Origin of the sequence: Paenibacillus canaveralius, assembly GCF_047238265.1 — a bacterium.
Lineage (GTDB): Bacteria > Bacillota > Bacilli > Paenibacillales > NBRC-103111 > Paenibacillus_F.
This window is the reverse complement of record NZ_JBDFMM010000001.1, coordinates 5,531,977-5,548,018: the sequence shown is the minus strand read 5'-3', so window position 1 is coordinate 5,548,018 and position 16,042 is coordinate 5,531,977. Positions and strand designations below refer to the sequence as shown.

Genomic DNA, 16,042 nt, shown 5'->3' with positions numbered 1-16,042 from the left:
TGCCGGCTAATCGATTTGTTCCTCGATATCTTTCAAGTTTTCATACATTTGGAGCAGGAGACGTCGGAAAAGAAGCTTCTCTTCCGTCAGAAAGCCCTTCAGGCACGTTTCCTCGATTTCGCGGAGGGCCTGCTTGACGGCGGTCGTTGCCCGGTGCCCCTTATCCGTCAGATACACACGCGATACCCGCTGATCCCTGCTGTCGGTTCCCCGCCGGAGAAGTCCGGTTTTCTCCATCCGTGTAATCATGACGGTAAGCGTGGCAGGCTTTACGCGCATTTGAGCGGCCAGTTCGTGCTGGCTCTGGCCGTCTTTCTCGGACAAGCGGATGAGCAGAGGCGGCTGCCCCGGATAGACCTCGTACTCTTGAAGCAGCTCATGCAGGTGGCGGCGGTGCAGCTTGAAAACCCGTGACAGGATCTGCAAGACGGAATCCGATTGGTAAATATCCATACAGGCTTCTGGCTCCCTCCTTTATTAGTTAGTCGGCTAATGATTAGTGTACGGGCATTTCCGGGACGGGTCAATGGACAGAATCCTTCAAAATAAACTGCCCGGGGCACACATACATGAAAAATGTGCTACCGTAGCATACATGAAAAGTCCTGTCAGGTGCATACGTCCGGAGCATGCATGAAAAAAGACCTGCCCGGAGGCAGGTCCCGCTTCTAATGGATAAGCTTACTTTCTTTGGCGCGGCTTATGAATTTGGCGCTGGATTTATTGATGACTTTCTTAAGCGCCAGTCCGATAAGCAGGGTAATGCCGATATACACGGCCATCATGACCAAATCTTCCATAATAATATCCCAGAGGATGCCGCCGACGGCTTCCCGCATCATGCTGATTCCGTACGTGAAGGGCAGATACGGATGGATCGCCTGAAAGAACGGAGGAGTCACCTGGATCGGGAACGTCCCTCCGGAGCCTGCCAGCTGCAGCACGAGAAGCACGATAGCCATCGCTTTGCCTACATTGCCGAATACGGAGACGAGCGTGTACACGATGAGCATGAACACCGCGCTGAGCACCATTCCGAACAGGACGAACCACAATTTGTCGACGACATAGGTTTTCAGGATGAACATGTCGCCCAGCGTGACCATCAGCGACTGCATAACGGCCAGCGTGCCGAACGTCAAATAACGGCCGAAAAACACCTGATAGCTCTTGTAGCCCGGCTCGTGCACTTCTACCGTCAGCAGGGACACGAGAAGCAGAGCGCCGACCCACAGGGAAAGCGTCGTGAAGAACGGTGACATGGCCGACCCGTAATTCGGAATCGGGAACAGCTTGTTTTCTTTGAGCTGCACCGGCTCGGAGAAGAACTCGCTTTCCTTCTCGAAGTTGTTTTTGAGAAGGTCGATCAGCTCCGTCAGGTTGCCTTCTTTCTCGAAGGCACGGATTTTATCGGCCAAATCCTTGATTTTCGTCTCTACCTCCGGCAGGCGGGCCTGGATCTCTTTGAGCTCTTTGTCACCGAGAGCCAGTCCCTTCGCCGCGTCTCCGAGAATTTTTTGAAGATCCGGGATGCTTTTGACAGCTTCGCTCAGTACGGTATGGGCATTCTGGGCGGTCTTCTTCGCCTTGGCGATTCCCTGGAGAATCTGCGGCTGAATTTCGCTGTCGTACCGGCCCAGAATATCGCCGATGAATCCGGCCGCTTCCTTCGAGAGGCGATTCAGGTTGTCGATCAGCTCCTGCGCGGGTTTCTCGCCTTTGTCGATCGCATCCCTGATCTTGCCGACCGTCGTCAGCTGCTGCTGGAAGCGGTCCTTGACGGACTTCAGCCGGTCGATCACGAACGGCATCACTTTGCCGCCCGTGTACTTATTCAATTGTTCGAACAAGCCGATCATCCGGTCCGTCACCTCAACGGCAACCGTGAGACGCTGCGAGGCCCGGTCGAGAGCGGCCTTGGCGACGGCGGGGTCGAAGTTGGCGTCCTGCAGAATGCCGGTCAGCTCCTGCGTAGCCGTCGCCGTCTGCTGGAGCAGCAAGAGGTCCTGCTTGATGTTCGGACCGAGCGCTTCGACGGCCTCCGAGCCTTTGCCCAGGAAGTCGCCCAGCTTGTTGGTGAATGTTTCCCCGTCTTTGGCGAGCTGGGTCACGATCGGCAGGTTGTCCTGTGCCTTTTTTACAATGTCATTCGACTTATGTACATCGTCCAGTGCGACACCGACGGCCTGATTGAGCTCGGGAAACACCGTTTCCAGTTTGAAAACGAGTGTTTTCACTTTCTCGATCGTCGGCAGTTCGTTCTCAAGCTCGACGCCGACCTCGTTGAAGATCTGGAAGATCGTTCCGTTTGCCACCTTGATAAAATTGCGGCTGACTTCGTCGATGACGCCTGTGGCTCCCTTGGACGTGATTTTCGGCGAGACGGCGTTGATTTTCTCGTTCACGAAGTAGAGAATGTCCGCTTTTTGCGGATCATCGGTCAGCACGGTGGCGATTTTGGCGGAGAAATCGGCGGGAATGACGATACTGGCGTAATAATCCCCGTGGTTGACGCCTTTCATCGCTTCTTTCTCGTCGACGAAAGTCCAGCCGATCTTTTCATTTTTTTTGAGGGAGGCTACAATCTCTTCCCCCAGGTTCAGCTGCTTGCCGCGCAGGGCGGCTCCTTCGTCGTTGTTGGCGACCGCGATAGCGATGCCTCCGGTCTGGCCGTACGGATCCCAGGAAGCCTCGATATTAAACCACGCGTAAAGCGAGGGAAGGAATACAAGGCCTAGAATAATGACAGCGGCCACCCAATTGGTCGCGATGTTCCGGATATCACGGGCGTAAATGGACCCAATTTTTCTCATAAGCGTTTCTGTGTCTCCTGTCTCCATACAGAGTTGATGTTAGTATTGCTTAGCTGCCTCCCAGACATACCCATTATCGGTCGCAGGCTCCCTCATTTGTATATTTAAACAGGGAATCACGATGTTAACAACACCGGGCGGTTTTGGCAAGCAGGGAATGGGAACAGAGGCGGGGACAAAAAAAGCGGCCGGATGCAGGCCGGTCCTCTCCCGGTTTCATGCGGTACAGGCAAATAAAAAAGAGCAGACCGGAGTCTGCCCTTTTTAACGTCCCGCTTAGGACGGGTTCAATTCCAATTCATCCTCTTCGTCGCGGTCAAAGGACGCGCGGTCGAATTCGCCTTCGGAGTTGGCCACGATCAGCGTGGACACCGTGGTGCCCGTAGCGTTGATGGCCGTACGGCCCATATCGACGATCGCGTCGATCGCGAGAGTCAGGCCGAGACCTTCGAGCGGCAGACCGAGAGCGGTCAGAACGACCGTCGTCGAGATGGCAGCCGGTCCGGGTACGCCGGCAACGCCGACGGAGGAAATCATGCTGACGAGCACGATCAGAATGTAATCGGACACGCTCAGCGGAATGTGATAGACGCCTGCGACGAAGATCGCAACGACAGCGGGCCATACGCCGCCGCAGCCGTTCATGTTGATCGTCGCGCCGAGCGGAGCCACGAAGCTGGCGATACGCGGAGATACGCGCAGTCTTTTCGTCAGGACTTCCAGGTTAACCGGGAGTGTCGCGTAGCTGCTGCGGGTGGTGAAAGCAACGGCGATCGTCGGGTAAGCCTTGCGGAAGAACTTGAACGGGTTAACCTTGGCCACGAACGTAACCAGACCGCCGAACGTGATGATGAAGTGAAGCAGAAGCGCCGTGTACGTGGCCAGAATGAGCATGATCAGCGGCTTCAGAGTATCCACGCCGTACTTGGCGGACATAGCTGCGATCAGTGCGTATACGCCGTATGGAGTGAGGCGGATAACGTACTTGATCACCTGGTGAAGCACTTGAGCCAGCGAAGCGATCAGGTCTTTCACGGGTTTGACGGCATCGGGCTTCTTGGAACCGATATGAACGATGGCAACCGCCACGAAGATCGCGAAGATCAGAACCGGAACGACTTTGCCGGTCGCCATTTCATTGAAAGGATTCGACGGGACGAGATCCAGGATAACCTGGGAGAACGTCGGGATTTCTTTCGGTTTGAAATCTTTAAGCGTGCCTTGCGGAATACCGGAACCCGGATCGAACACGAGGGCGACAAGCAGCCCGATCAAGGCGGCGATACCGGTTGTCGCCAGGAACAGCCCGATCGTTTTCAGCCCGATTTTGCGGAGCTGTCCGAGGTTGGAAAGACCGGCGATACTGTTGATGACGAGCACGACTACGAGCGGAATCACCATCATTTTGATGAGATTGACGTAGATCGTACCGATCGTGCTGACGCTTTTTGCGTCGATTTTGTAGGTGTTGAAAATAAATCCTACGATAAGGCCGATACCGAGACCGATCAGGACGCGGTAGCCGAAGCTAACGCGTTTTTTGGCCAGGAAATGAAGAAAGACGATAATAACCAGAGAAACAACCAGGGAAATCCAGTTGGTCTCGAAAGCTTTGATCAAGTTGTTATTCATGAAGCCTGTTCCCCCTTAATGCTCATAAGTTTAGTCGGGATTAATGATATGTATCGTACTACCGGAACTCCTAAACGTCAAGCGGCAATTTTCAAGTTATTTTTCAAATCTATGTAAAGGATCGCCGGAATAGAAGAGCGGAAAGAGGGGCGGGCGTGAGAAAATATTCAGCCTGGGGTTGAGGGTGTTTTGGAACCGCGCATAGAAAGACTAGATTTCATTTCATCTTTTGTAAATAAATTCTAGCATCCATTATAATGAAGAAAAGAGTTCAAAGGAGACGATAAGGATGTCCTTTACAGGAGTCGATAAATGGAGAAAAAGCGCGCTGCTCGGCCTGCTCGTCCTCGCGCTGGGAGCGTCCGCTTGCGAATCGGCCGGTTCCCCGGATGGGGCTGCAAAGAAGGCTGCCGAAGAGGCCGGCAAGGAACGGGCTGCAGCCGCAAAGAACGCCGCCATCGTACTGCCCGAAGGCGCCACTTTACAGGAGCGGTTCAAAGTGCCGAAAGGATTCGAACGCACGGAGGCCGGGCCGGGAAGTTTTGCCGCCTTTTTACGGGGACTGAAGCTGAAGCCGGACGGTTCGGTCGTTCATCTGTTCGACGGACGCGAGAAAAACAAGCCGGGGGTCTATGAGGCGGTGGTCGATATTCCGATCGGCAGCCGCGATCTGCATCAGTGCGCCGATGCGGTCATGCTGCTGCGTGCCCAATATTTATTCGAGCGGAAGCAGTACGGGGAGATTCATTTTAACTTTGTGAACGGGTTTAAAGCCGAGTATTCAAAATGGATGAACGGATATCGGATTAAGATGAATGGAAATCAGGCGTCGTGGGTAAAAAATGCTGGAGCCGATAACAGCCAGGAGGGATTCCGCAAGTTTATGGATGTGGTTTTTGCCTATGCGGGAACGTTATCGCTGGAAAAAGAGCTGATACCGGTCAAGAAAAGCGGTGTGAAGCCGGGAGATGTGTTTATTATCGGGGGATCGCCGGGACATGCGGTCATTGTCGTGGATACGGCGGTGAATAAGACGACGGGGGAGACGCTGTTTATGCTGGCTCAAAGCTACACGCCCGCCCAGGAGACGCAAATTTTGGCGAATCCGGAGAATCCCGCTCAGAGCCCTTGGTACACGCTTAAAGAAGGAGGCGGTCTGAAAACGCCGGAGTGGGAATTCGGCGAAAACAGTTTAAGGAGATTTCAGGGGAATTAGGAAGTAAAAACCGTTTTCAAACCTGAAATCCTCAATAAAATGAAATTTTATCCTTAAAGGTTGTAAACTAGAACGTTTATTAAGTAAGATAGACGTAAATCCATCCATTATGTGACATAGGGAGCGCTTGTCATGCAAAACTTTTGTTCGAAATGCTTCGTTGGGGAGCGCGGCTACACGGTCTATTTTGGCGGAAGGGAATCTTCCGTTTTTCTGGATGCCTATTTGCCGGAATACCCGGCGGATCAGTGGGATAAAATCGATTCACGGCTGTATTGGATGCACGAATCCCTGTTCAACGCCATGCTCGATTATGTGACCGCCCATCTGGAATATGCCAATATCCGGGCCGTGCGTGCGGACAAGCATGATCCCTTGCAGGGACTGGACAAGCTCAAGCCCGTCCAATTTTTCAAGGAAGAAAGAGATGCCCATTGGATTGACGATGTCATCACTAACCGTTCTATCCGGACATTTTACCAGCCTATCGTTTCTTTCGACGGGGTGGACAGTTCCATTATCGGCTACGAGCTGCTTTCGCGGGGAACCGCGCAGGACGGCGGGCTGATTCCGCCGGTTCAGCTGTTTCAGGCCGCTAAAGCGAGAGACCGCCTGTTCGCGCTGGACCGCACGTGCCGTCTGGAAGCGGTCCGGAACGCGGGCGGCCTGGATGACGGGCTGATTTTCATCAACTTCCTCCCAACGTCCATCTACAATCCCGTTCATTGTCTTCAATCGACGGTTGAGATGGTGGAGAGAACGGGCGTAAATCCCGAATCGATCGTTTTCGAAGTGGTGGAGAGCGAAGAAATCAACAATATGGATCACCTGAGAAGCATCTTGGCTTTTTACAAAAAACATGGCTTCCGCTATGCACTGGATGATGTCGGAACGGGTTTTAACAGCCTGCAGGTCCTTTCCGAGCTGGAACCGGACGTTGTGAAGCTGGCGCTTGAATTTTGCCGGGGCGTCAGTAAGGACAAAGGAAAACAGCGCGTCGCACGCGCTGTGGCAAGAATGACTCAGGAGCTTAATTCCCGTGCGCTCGCGGAAGGAATCGAGGACCGCGACGATCTGGAATGTCTCCGGGATCTGGGGTACGAATGGTTTCAGGGCTACTACTTCGGCAAGCCGGAGCCGCAGCCGCTGAGGGTTCTGCCGTCCAGGCCTGCATAAATATACAGTCTTTCGTCTAAATAAGCGGGACGACCGCTTAGTCCATCTCGTAAATCGAACCGGATTTGCTCGCGTAGAGCTCGGCGGCGACTTTCTCCGCATAGGCATCGGTCATGCCGGAGATATAGTCGGCGACCAGACGGGGCCAAGACCAGACGGAGCGGTGGCGCTCATAGTTCTCGATCCAGTCGGGGGGAATAATAAGCTGCCCGTGATCGGGAACCTTAAAGCTGTCCCACAGCCGGCGGATGATGATTTCGCTGCGCTTCTGGAGCCGCTGGACGCGGAAGTCCTTGACCAGCGTGACCCAGGCGAGCTTCTTGATGATCTCCATCGTGCGGAGAAGATCAAGGTCCTGACGGCCTTCGCGCACGAACGTGACGCGCTTCCAGCCTTTATCCGGGTCGTCGATGATGCCGACTCTGCCGGCGAAGGAGCTGACCCAGCGGGCTTTCATCTCTCGGCGCGTGCGCGAGGCTTCCCGGTCGCATTGGGCGTAGATGAGCTCCCACTGCTCCAGATACGAGGCGAGCACCTGCTTCACCATCGCGGCGATGTCCACCTGCTCCCAGCCGACTTCAAGGTTGCCCTGATCGTTCACGATTTCCTGGACGAGGTGCCCGATCAGCCGGTCGTCTTCGAAGAAGGAGCGGTTCATCTGGATTTTGCCGGCGCGGATGCCGTCCTCGATATCGTGCGTGGAATAGGCGATATCGTCGCACAAATCCATGAGCTGGGCTTCCAGCGTCGGGCAGCCTTCCGGCATGTTCCACATGTCCCGGAGCTGCCGGATGCCCTCCCATTCCATCCCGTACACGCCCTTGAGCCGTCCCGGCTCTTCCAGGCTGTACGGGTATTTGTTGATGGCCAACAGCACGGCGGCCGTCAAATCGAGGCCGCTGTCGCTGCCGGCGCGCTTCTCCAGAAACGTCAAAATCCTGAAGTTCTGCGCGTTTCCTTCGTAGGAGAGACCGTGCTCCTCCCCAAGGAGATGATTAAGCACTTCCTCGCCTTTATGGCCGAACGGAGGATGTCCCAAATCGTGCGCGAGCGAGGCGCATTCCACGACCGCAGGATCGATCATCAGGCCGGGATGCTCCCCGCCGATGCAAAACGCGTATTGTTTTCTCATACGCCGGGCAACCTCGCGGGCAATCTGCGAAACCTCGATGGAATGAGTGAGCCGCGTCCGGTAATAGTCACCGGTCCCTGCACCGAATACCTGCGATTTGCCCTGCAGCCGGCGGAACACCGGAGACTGGATAAGACGGGCGTAATCGCGCTCGTATTCGTCCCGTTCTTCGCTGAATGTCCCCAGAGCGGGTTCATCCAAACGGTACTTGCGCATATCCATCCACTGCTTCCCCCTTCCTGCTTTCTCTATATGTGAGTAATTCTTACACGTGAAGACGTTTTGCAAATTGTAGCACATCCGCTCCCCGCGGGAAAAGAGGACAAAGATTCAGGGAACCTTCGTCCAGACCGCAGCGGGCGGGGGGAAGGGAGTTATCGGCCGGAATTTCGGGGAAATACCGGGCCCGGCCCGCATCCGTTTTATTTATAAAGGATATCGCCTTTCAGGGATCCCACTTTATCCGTGATTTGACGGATATCGTCCTCCGTAACTCCGAAATGCCGCAAAGAGGCCTGCAGATGACGGACAATGCTGTCGAAATGCTCCGGCTGCAGATTAAGTCCCGTATGGGCTGCGGCCATCGATCTTCCCGTGTAGGGAGCGCCGCCGAGCGCGTAGCTGATGAAAGCCGTCTGATGACGCAGCTGTTTCGCCATATCCGTATCCCTGAAGAAATGATTGACGGATTCGTCCTCCATGACGCGCTTGTAAAAATCCTCCACAACCTTGCCGATTACGTCTTTTCCGCCAAGTTTTTCGTATAAACTGGTTTCCATTATTTATCGCCTCCTAGGTAGGGTCTTGCTCTCTTATATTACCCTCCTGAACATTAAAATCTCAAAAAATCCTGTCCTTCATTGACGGACTCTATCCCCTTGTAACGGAACACGAAAAAGCAGCCCCGTTTCAGAGGCTGCCGTTCAACCCGTACCGTGCGGATTCTGACTAGGTAACGTCTACCGACAAGATGTCCAGAGGCCCCCCTTCTGCCGCAATGGGAAGCAGATCATATACCGAGACAGGGAACATGGGGAAACCGACGTAATAGGGAGTGATTTCAAGAAGATCGAAATAGAGCACCAGCGCTTTGTCCGCCAAATAAAAGTTTTGATCGGGCCAGACGGATTTGAACGGAGGATGGAGCAGGGGCAGTTTCCGCCGTTGAAGCTGGACCCTTACGTGCTGCGAAAGCAGTTCCACGTAGCCGCTTCCGGGCTTGAAAAGCTGTGAGAGGGTGAAAAAACGGCCGGAATTTACATCGCATGTAAGAGATTCCGCAACGGTATAGCCATGGGCCATGGGAGCCGAATAGGCATAATTAGTGGCGATCAGGCTGAGCAGCCCTCTCTCGTTCGTCTTCACCTCATAATGCCCCATCATTTCCCGAAGGGTACCAGTCTGATATTTTTTCTGTTCGTAAACGAGGGAAGACGTAAGATCGGAGAACGCGGCGTTCAATTTTTTCTGCGCGGCGGCATTCGGGAGACCCGAAAGTCTCGGCGTATAGATCGTCACACCCGGGGATACGTCGGTTTCGGTTTCTACCTGCACGGGAAGCTGGAATAAGGAGGTCATGCTCTTCTTCCTTTCCGGATATCGTCTCATGCTAAACCTATTGCGGAAAAAAGGTTTTTAGACGTCCGGTCATGCAAACCGCCTTGAAAGAGGTTCCGCCCGGTTTACGGCGGTACTGGGCAGGGTGTCGGCGATTGCGATGTGGCTATCGGCTAGTTATATGGTGTTTTCTTTTTAATGTTCGTGTTTTGGTCGTTTAATTGAGCTGTTTCTATGTAAAATCGTCTTTTACAAAAAATAAACCGAATATTTAATGGGATTTAGGTTGACTTCGGACATGAATTTCGTTAACCTGTTTAAGGGGCAATTGTCCCGTAAACAACTTAATTTACGTTTTACCTATTCGTATATCTTTGGCAATACGGGCCAGAGGTCTCTACAAGGAACCGGAAATTCCTGGCTACGAATGGACGGTTTTTCCGTACCATTCGAAGGCCGGGATTTTTTTGTGCGCCCGGCTTAAAACCTGATACCTTTCATAACTGACTGGGGGATACGATCATGAGCAACCGTTACGACGTCATTATTGTAGGGGCCGGACCGGCCGGGATATTCGCTGCCTATGAATTTTCATTAAAATCACCGCACCTTAAAGTGCTGCTAGTAGATAAAGGGCATGACATCGACAGCCGCCGCTGTCCGATCCTTGAAGAGAAGATCAAACTGTGTCCGCCTGCCGCGGGACGGAAGGAATTCGCGGGCTGTCTGCCCGCATGCTCGATTACCGCAGGTTTCGGCGGAGCGGGAGCTTACAGTGACGGCAAGTTCAATATCACGACGGAATTCGGAGGCTGGCTGACGGACTATCTGCCGCCTTCCCGCGTGCTGGATCTCATCCGGTATGTGGATGACATCAACCTGAAACACGGCGCCCAGCAGACGCTGACGGACCCGCTAACGGACGTCGTGTCCTCCATTGAGAACCGCGCCTATGCGGCGGGACTCAAGCTTCTCCGGGCGCAAGTCCGCCATCTCGGAACGGAGCAGAATCTTGAAATTCTCCGCTCGATCAATACGTACCTGAAAACGAAAGTGGACATGCGTTTCAAAACAGAAGTAGCCGATCTGCTGACGAGCAAAACGGCCGAAGGCCATAAGATCCGGGGCATTGTGCTCAGCGGCGGGGAAGAGATCGAAGCCGATTCCGTGATCGTGGCGCCCGGCCGGGACGGTTCTGCCTGGCTGACGACCGTTTTGCGCAAGCGCCGCCTGAAAATGTACAACAACCAGGTCGACGTCGGTGTCCGCGTGGAAACGTCCGATGTGGTGATGCAGGAAATCAACAAGCATCTTTACGAAGGCAAATTCATTTTCAACACGTCGGTCGGCACCCGTGTCCGCACCTTCTGCAGCAATCCTTCGGGACATGTTGTCGTGGAAAATCACAGCGGCGTCATGGCGGCCAACGGCCACGCATACAAAGATCCGGCGCTCGGTTCGCGGAACACGAACTTCGCCCTGCTGGTCTCGCATCAGTTTACGGAGCCGTTCGATAAACCGAACGAATACGCCCGGGAGATTTGCAAACGTGCCAACGATCTTTCCAACGGAGGCGTCATCGTACAGAAATACGGCGATATTATCCGCGGCCGCCGCTCTACCGAAGGCCGGATCAAGGAAGGATTCCTGGAGCCTACGTTGAAAGAGGCCGTTCCCGGCGATCTGGGACTCGTTCTTCCTTACAATACGATGAAGAGTCTGGTCGAAATGGTAGAAGCGCTGGAAAAAGTAACGCCCGGCATCGCGTCCGAGCATACGCTGTTTTACGGCGTAGAGGCGAAATTCTATTCCGCCCGTCCGAAGCTCACCGAACAGCTCGAAACCGAAATCGCCGGCTTGTACTGCGGCGGGGACGGAGCGGGCGTAACGCGGGGACTGGCCCAGGCGGGTGCGGCGGGCGTATGGATCGCCCGTGCCGTAGCGGAACGGGCTCAAGGCTAAGCCTGAGCGGGCTTTAAGCGGGGTGAAGATCGCCGGGCTGACCTGCCGCCGGCATACCCTGTGCTGCGATGCGAATCGTACGAGCGGACGCGGGGCGCGTCCTTCGGGTTGCGCGGCTTTCTGGGAATGAGGTAAGCCCTGTAGACGGAATATCGTCTGCAGGGCTTTTTTGGTGCGCATGCCGCCGGCCGGATGGGATAGGAGAGGGCTGTCATAGGGGAGCCGCTCATGTGGGGCACTCTTCTGGAAACAGCCAGCGAAAACAGCGTGCTATAAGGAATAGGCGGAGGGGGCACTGCATCAAGCGGTGCGAAAAACGTTACTCGTCTACGTACCTGCCGGCATATGCAGCCACCAGATTCCGGCGCACTCCGGGAGTGTTACCCATCCGTTGCGCACGGTTTTCGCCGCCAGCTCCTCTCCGAAGAAGAAGCGTGCCATTTCTTCGGCTTCATTCAGGGAGGCAAAGGAGTAGTCCAGGCGGAACGTCTCGTGGGCAAAGCCGTATTTCTGCGTCAGCAGCGCATAGTAAGGCTTCAGGAACGCGGGAGGGTCCGGAACCTCAGTGCCGGTGCCCATCGTTTCCAGCAGAATGAGAGTTCCTCCGGGACGCAGCACCCTTCTCATCTCGGCAAGAGCTTGCGCCACGTTTGCTTCCCAGTCCGGGACGTCCGAGCCTGCAAGGTAGCAGAGGCTCCAGCCGCAGACGAGAAGATCGGCGGAGTCATCCGCCAGAGGGAGGCTGCGGTGGTCGGCGGCCGTGCAGCGCCAGTTCGTCAGCCCTGCCTGCCGGAGCTTGGAGGCGGTGATCTCCAGCATGCCGGAAGAAGCGTCCAGGGCGGTGACCGATGCGGCCTTCGGCGCCAAAACGGCCGTCAGGCGGCCCGTTCCCGCCCCAAGGTCCACGATATCCAGCCCTTCATACGGCCGGATACGTTCTATCCTTTCCGCCAAGCCGGGCTGTCTGGAGATCATCCGGTCGTACAGATGAGTCTGATTGAGGTAAATGTCGGTATGGTCGGGCATGCGGTTCGTTCCTCCATTGCGTAATAAGAATGTGGAATGAGATTCCTACTACACCCTAAGCTTTAACGCAGCGGTAAGGTCAAGGGGGGAGTAGGGAAAATGGAGCATGACGGAGTATAACATAGCATGACATAGCATTGGTGAGAATAAGCGAGCATAAGTGAGCATAAGTGAGCATGACTGTACAAGACGGAAAGCCGCCCGGCCCCCGGTCCTTTCCGGTGAAGCCCCTGTACTACATAAACCCGCGCCGGGCCGCCGCCAGATAAAGCTCGGGTGAAAGCTTGAGACATTTGCTTTCAAACCCGTTTGGAGCAAACCAGTCCAAAAAATCCAATTCACACGCCGTCGAATCCAAACGATCTTGGCCTGCCGGAACTTTTCCGCCGGGACTCCTGGTTATGAATCCCGTGATCGCTAGGCGGCCCTGCGGCTTCAGCACCCTGGCCATTTCGCTCAGCGCCAGTAGCTGCTGCCTGCCGGACAAATGGTGAAACGCAAAGCTGCTTACCACAAAATCGAACTGCCCTTCCGTATAGGGAATAGCGAGGAAATTACCGATTTTGGCCGCCATGTCCGGAAATTTGGAGCGGCAAATACGAAGCATTTCCTTGGATTGGTCGATTCCGTTCATGACCGCTCCGCGTTCCATCAACAATCCGGCGAGATTGCCGGTCCCGGTGCCCAGATCAAGCCCCGTTTCTCCGGGTACCGGATTGATTTCCTCCACGGTCCGTTCCAGTGCCTCCCGGTAACCGGGATAGGCCGAATCTCCGCTCCATACCCGCTTGTCGTGGGAAGAAGCCAGCTCGTCGAAGTTCCAGCGGTCCTCCCAGTTGCGGAGCTCCCGGACTTCGCGGGAATCCTGGGCCAGCCGGTAAAATTCCTCCAGGGGAAGCCCCCGGCTCCGCTGCAAGAGCCCGATCATATGATCGGTCGTCTGCAGGGTTTGCCTGGTCTCCAGCATGCGGGCGTACAGGACCGAGCGCTGCAGCTCCAGATAATGGAGCAGTTCCTCGTGCCCGCCCCGTTCCACCTGCACCAGAGCGGCTTGAATACCGCTTACGGACATGCCGGATTCGCGCAGAGCGACGATCGTCTGCAGCCTCCAGATTTCTTGTTCGGTAAAAGAGCGGTAACCGCTGGAGAGTTCCTTGCGGGGTGCGACCAACCCCTTTTCTTCATAAAAGCGGATAGCCCGAGCCGATATTCCCAGTCGTTTGGCGGCTTCCTTGATATGCATACCGGTTTCCTCCCGTATTTCAACCGGCCGAGCGCCGGAATTTGACCTTTCTCTTCCTCCATCGTAAACCTTCCCGTAACGTTAAAGTAAACCTTTTTTAAAGGAGCAGTCCGTGAAACTGTCAGAAAGTTTAATTTTGCGAGTCGGCCTTTTATACTGTTTAGTAGAGGATTAAATAGAATAAAAGAGTAGACGGGATTTTCTTCCGAACCGAACACACCGTCTAAGGAGGTCCGAGCGATGCGAATCGTATCAGGCGAAGAAATGTATGAAATCGACCGTCAAGCCGTAAACCTTATCGGATTAAGCGCCGACACGCTCATGGAAAGCGCGGGCCGGGCGGCCGCTTCCCTTCTGCTGGAACGGATTCCGCCGGAGGCGAAGGTTGTCGTGCTTTCCGGGGCGGGAAGCAACGGCGGAGACGGAATCGTGATTGCCAGAGTTCTGAAGGCGCACGGCCGGACCGTCTCTCTGTGGCTGATTCCGCCAAGAGACAAAATCAGAGGGGCCGCTGCGGCCGCTTTGTCCGTTTACGAAAAATCAGGCTACGCCGCTTCCGATTACAGAGGCTCCGAGGCCGAGCTGCAACGCGAGCTTGAGCGGGCGGACGCCATTGTCGACGCCCTGCTCGGCATCGGGGTGAACGGCCCTCTCCGCGAGCCGTACGGGAAGCTCATCGGGAAGATCAACGGGCAGCGCGCGGAGATCTACGCGATCGATCTCCCGAGCGGTGTTCCCGCGGACGGCGGGCCCGTCGAAGCGGCCGTCCGGGCGGATGCCACCGTGACCATCCAGTACCCGAAGCTCGGGGCGTTCACGAACCCGTCGGCTTCTTACGTCGGAGAGCTGCTCGTCGCCGACATCGGCATCCCGCCTGCCGCGGCCGCGGGCCTGCCCCGCCGCGCCCTGTGGACGCTGGCGGACGTGCGGCGGACTCTGCCGCGCCGGGAAGCGTCCTCCCACAAGGGGACGCACGGCAGGCTGCTGGTGGCCGGCGGGTCCCTGCCGATGCCCGGAGCCGTCGTGCTTGCTTCACGCGCGGCTCTTCGAAGCGGAGCCGGTCTCGTGACGGCGGCCGTGCCGGACTGCATCCACGCGATTGCGGCAGGGCATTACCCGGAGGCGATGTACCTGCCTTCACCGTCGGAGGACGGTTACTTCCGGGGCGGGCTGCCGCTGGGCGGCGCCTCCTTCGGCCTCATCGCCGCGGGCCCCGGCCTCGGCCGCACGGCGGGCGGCCGGGCTGTCGTGGAAGAGGTGCTGCGCCAGGACGTGCCGGTCCTGCTGGATGCGGACGCCCTGTTCCACGCCGCAGAGCTTCTGCCGCTGCTGCGGAAGCGCACCAGGCCGACGGTGCTGACGCCCCATCCGGGCGAAATGGCCCGGCTCACAGGCAGCACCGCCGCGGCGGTAGAGGACGACAGGTTCGGCGTGTCCGCCCGCTTTGCGGCCGAGACCGGCGCCTATGTCGTCCTGAAGGGGCCGCATACGATCGTGGCGGCCCCGGACGGCACGCAGCACGTCAACACGACGGGCAGCGCCACACTGGCCAAGGGCGGCTCCGGCGATGTGCTCACCGGCATAGCGGCCGCGTTTCTTCTTCAGCACGAGGACGTTCTGGAGGCCGTCAGCAATGCGGTGTTTATCCACGGGCTCGCTGCCAGTCTGCTGACGGAGGAACGCCACTCCCTTGCCGATGTGCTGGCCAGCGACGTAATCGAAAGCATCCCGGGAGCATTCCGGCATATTTACGGTGATGAGGGGGGCGCGGAAGGAAAACGGAAGAGATCCGGTGTCCGCTTCTTTTAGGCGGTATCCGCAGCTTTCGGGGACTTCTCTGCTGCGGATACGTATGCCTCTGATCCGGATGGGCGGCTGAAATAGGCCCAACTGCCGGTTCGAAGGCTGTTTGGTTGCCGGCGTTGTCATGAGTGATCGGCGTACGAGGGGGTGCAGTATGCGTTCCGCGCCGGCTTGCATGACCGCCATGATACGCCGCTACACTGTGTCCTGCCGGTACTGCACAGGTAACAACCGTATGCCGCACCGCACCGCTCTCCGGAAACCGCACTCGACATGAAAGGCGGCGTGTAAGACGAAAACGGGCCGGTGCCGGCCGTTTATCTCGTGCGCCGGAAGATAGGGAAGAACTTTTCATGCAGGATATAATGTGTCTTCGGGAGAATAGCTCCATAATGAGTTCCTGCAACAATTTGCATGTCTTAGAGCGAGATGAAAGAAGAATTCCTTTTCATATATTCCGTTTATTTACAAAAGTGGGGATG

At 55.9% G+C, this 16,042-nt stretch carries 12 protein-coding genes and 1 riboswitch; of the genes, 4 read left to right on the top strand and 8 right to left on the bottom strand.

Annotation, left to right across the window (positions count from 1 at the left end; translation table 11 throughout):
• Nucleotides 1-6: 6 nt before the first annotated feature.
• The 3 genes from ABC395_RS25100 to ABC395_RS25090 form a co-directional block, all read right to left on the bottom strand.
• Nucleotides 7-453 carry a MarR family winged helix-turn-helix transcriptional regulator gene (locus tag ABC395_RS25100; RefSeq protein WP_413006439.1) on the bottom strand — a complete coding sequence of 149 codons (447 nt, stop codon included), beginning with the start codon at nucleotides 451-453 and terminating at the stop codon, nucleotides 7-9.
• Between the two features lie 215 nt (nucleotides 454-668).
• Nucleotides 669-2,813 (bottom strand): YhgE/Pip domain-containing protein, encoded by a 2,145-nt coding sequence (locus ABC395_RS25095; protein ID WP_413006438.1) that lies wholly within the window; start codon nucleotides 2,811-2,813, stop codon nucleotides 669-671.
• A 276-nt stretch (nucleotides 2,814-3,089) separates the two neighbouring features.
• Nucleotides 3,090-4,445: a dicarboxylate/amino acid:cation symporter gene (locus ABC395_RS25090; protein ID WP_103995589.1), complete on the bottom strand. Its 1,356-nt coding sequence runs from the start codon at nucleotides 4,443-4,445 to the stop codon at nucleotides 3,090-3,092.
• Nucleotides 4,446-4,734: 289 nt separating this feature from the next.
• Between ABC395_RS25090 and ABC395_RS25085 the strand changes: the two genes are divergently transcribed.
• Nucleotides 4,735-5,661: a DUF4846 domain-containing protein gene (locus ABC395_RS25085; protein ID WP_413006437.1), complete on the top strand. Its 927-nt coding sequence runs from the start codon at nucleotides 4,735-4,737 to the stop codon at nucleotides 5,659-5,661.
• A 132-nt stretch (nucleotides 5,662-5,793) separates the two neighbouring features.
• Nucleotides 5,794-6,837, top strand: a complete 1,044-nt coding sequence (locus ABC395_RS25080) for an EAL domain-containing protein (protein ID WP_413006436.1) — start codon at nucleotides 5,794-5,796, stop codon at nucleotides 6,835-6,837.
• A gap of 37 nt (nucleotides 6,838-6,874) precedes the next feature.
• Here the strand turns inward: ABC395_RS25080 and ABC395_RS25075 are convergent, their stop codons facing one another.
• From ABC395_RS25075 to ABC395_RS25065, 3 genes are all read right to left on the bottom strand, one after another.
• Complete coding sequence (locus tag ABC395_RS25075) at nucleotides 6,875-8,191, bottom strand: deoxyguanosinetriphosphate triphosphohydrolase family protein (protein WP_413006435.1); 1,317 nt, start codon at nucleotides 8,189-8,191, stop codon at nucleotides 6,875-6,877.
• A gap of 200 nt (nucleotides 8,192-8,391) precedes the next feature.
• Nucleotides 8,392-8,748: a group I truncated hemoglobin gene (locus ABC395_RS25070; RefSeq protein ID WP_413006434.1), complete on the bottom strand. Its 357-nt coding sequence runs from the start codon at nucleotides 8,746-8,748 to the stop codon at nucleotides 8,392-8,394.
• A gap of 169 nt (nucleotides 8,749-8,917) precedes the next feature.
• Entirely contained in the window at nucleotides 8,918-9,547 is a 630-nt protein-coding gene (locus ABC395_RS25065) for a DUF3298 and DUF4163 domain-containing protein (protein WP_413006433.1), read from the bottom strand.
• Nucleotides 9,548-9,870: 323 nt separating this feature from the next.
• A riboswitch (purine riboswitch) is annotated at nucleotides 9,871-9,970 on the top strand.
• Nucleotides 9,971-10,048: 78 nt separating this feature from the next.
• Between ABC395_RS25065 and ABC395_RS25060 the strand changes: the two genes are divergently transcribed.
• Nucleotides 10,049-11,488, top strand: coding sequence for an NAD(P)/FAD-dependent oxidoreductase (locus tag ABC395_RS25060; protein ID WP_413006432.1), 1,440 nt, complete (start codon nucleotides 10,049-10,051; stop codon nucleotides 11,486-11,488).
• Nucleotides 11,489-11,815: 327 nt separating this feature from the next.
• Here ABC395_RS25060 and ABC395_RS25055 read toward each other — a convergent pair whose 3' ends face one another.
• Nucleotides 11,816-12,514, bottom strand: a complete 699-nt coding sequence (locus ABC395_RS25055) for a class I SAM-dependent methyltransferase (protein ID WP_413006431.1) — start codon at nucleotides 12,512-12,514, stop codon at nucleotides 11,816-11,818.
• Nucleotides 12,515-12,749: 235 nt separating this feature from the next.
• Nucleotides 12,750-13,757 (bottom strand): methyltransferase domain-containing protein, encoded by a 1,008-nt coding sequence (locus ABC395_RS25050; RefSeq protein ID WP_413006430.1) that lies wholly within the window; start codon nucleotides 13,755-13,757, stop codon nucleotides 12,750-12,752.
• Between the two features lie 240 nt (nucleotides 13,758-13,997).
• Between ABC395_RS25050 and ABC395_RS25045 the strand changes: the two genes are divergently transcribed.
• Nucleotides 13,998-15,566, top strand: coding sequence for an NAD(P)H-hydrate dehydratase (locus ABC395_RS25045; protein WP_413006429.1), 1,569 nt, complete (start codon nucleotides 13,998-14,000; stop codon nucleotides 15,564-15,566).
• Nucleotides 15,567-16,042: the final 476 nt, after the last annotated feature.

What these genes read in the sequence shown, in the direction of transcription:
- ABC395_RS25100 (WP_413006439.1), bottom strand. Translation starts at nt 453, where the DNA reads ATGGATATTTACCAATCGGATTCCGTCTTGCAGATCCTGTCACGGGTT.
- ABC395_RS25095 (WP_413006438.1), bottom strand. Translation starts at nt 2,813, where the DNA reads ATGAGAAAAATTGGGTCCATTTACGCCCGTGATATCCGGAACATCGCG.
- ABC395_RS25090 (WP_103995589.1), bottom strand. Translation starts at nt 4,445, where the DNA reads ATGAATAACAACTTGATCAAAGCTTTCGAGACCAACTGGATTTCCCTG.
- ABC395_RS25085 (WP_413006437.1), top strand. Translation starts at nt 4,735, where the DNA reads ATGTCCTTTACAGGAGTCGATAAATGGAGAAAAAGCGCGCTGCTCGGC.
- ABC395_RS25080 (WP_413006436.1), top strand. Translation starts at nt 5,794, where the DNA reads ATGCAAAACTTTTGTTCGAAATGCTTCGTTGGGGAGCGCGGCTACACG.
- ABC395_RS25075 (WP_413006435.1), bottom strand. Translation starts at nt 8,191, where the DNA reads ATGGATATGCGCAAGTACCGTTTGGATGAACCCGCTCTGGGGACATTC.
- ABC395_RS25070 (WP_413006434.1), bottom strand. Translation starts at nt 8,748, where the DNA reads ATGGAAACCAGTTTATACGAAAAACTTGGCGGAAAAGACGTAATCGGC.
- ABC395_RS25065 (WP_413006433.1), bottom strand. Translation starts at nt 9,547, where the DNA reads ATGACCTCCTTATTCCAGCTTCCCGTGCAGGTAGAAACCGAAACCGAC.
- ABC395_RS25060 (WP_413006432.1), top strand. Translation starts at nt 10,049, where the DNA reads ATGAGCAACCGTTACGACGTCATTATTGTAGGGGCCGGACCGGCCGGG.
- ABC395_RS25055 (WP_413006431.1), bottom strand. Translation starts at nt 12,514, where the DNA reads ATGCCCGACCATACCGACATTTACCTCAATCAGACTCATCTGTACGAC.
- ABC395_RS25050 (WP_413006430.1), bottom strand. Translation starts at nt 13,757, where the DNA reads ATGCATATCAAGGAAGCCGCCAAACGACTGGGAATATCGGCTCGGGCT.
- ABC395_RS25045 (WP_413006429.1), top strand. Translation starts at nt 13,998, where the DNA reads ATGCGAATCGTATCAGGCGAAGAAATGTATGAAATCGACCGTCAAGCC.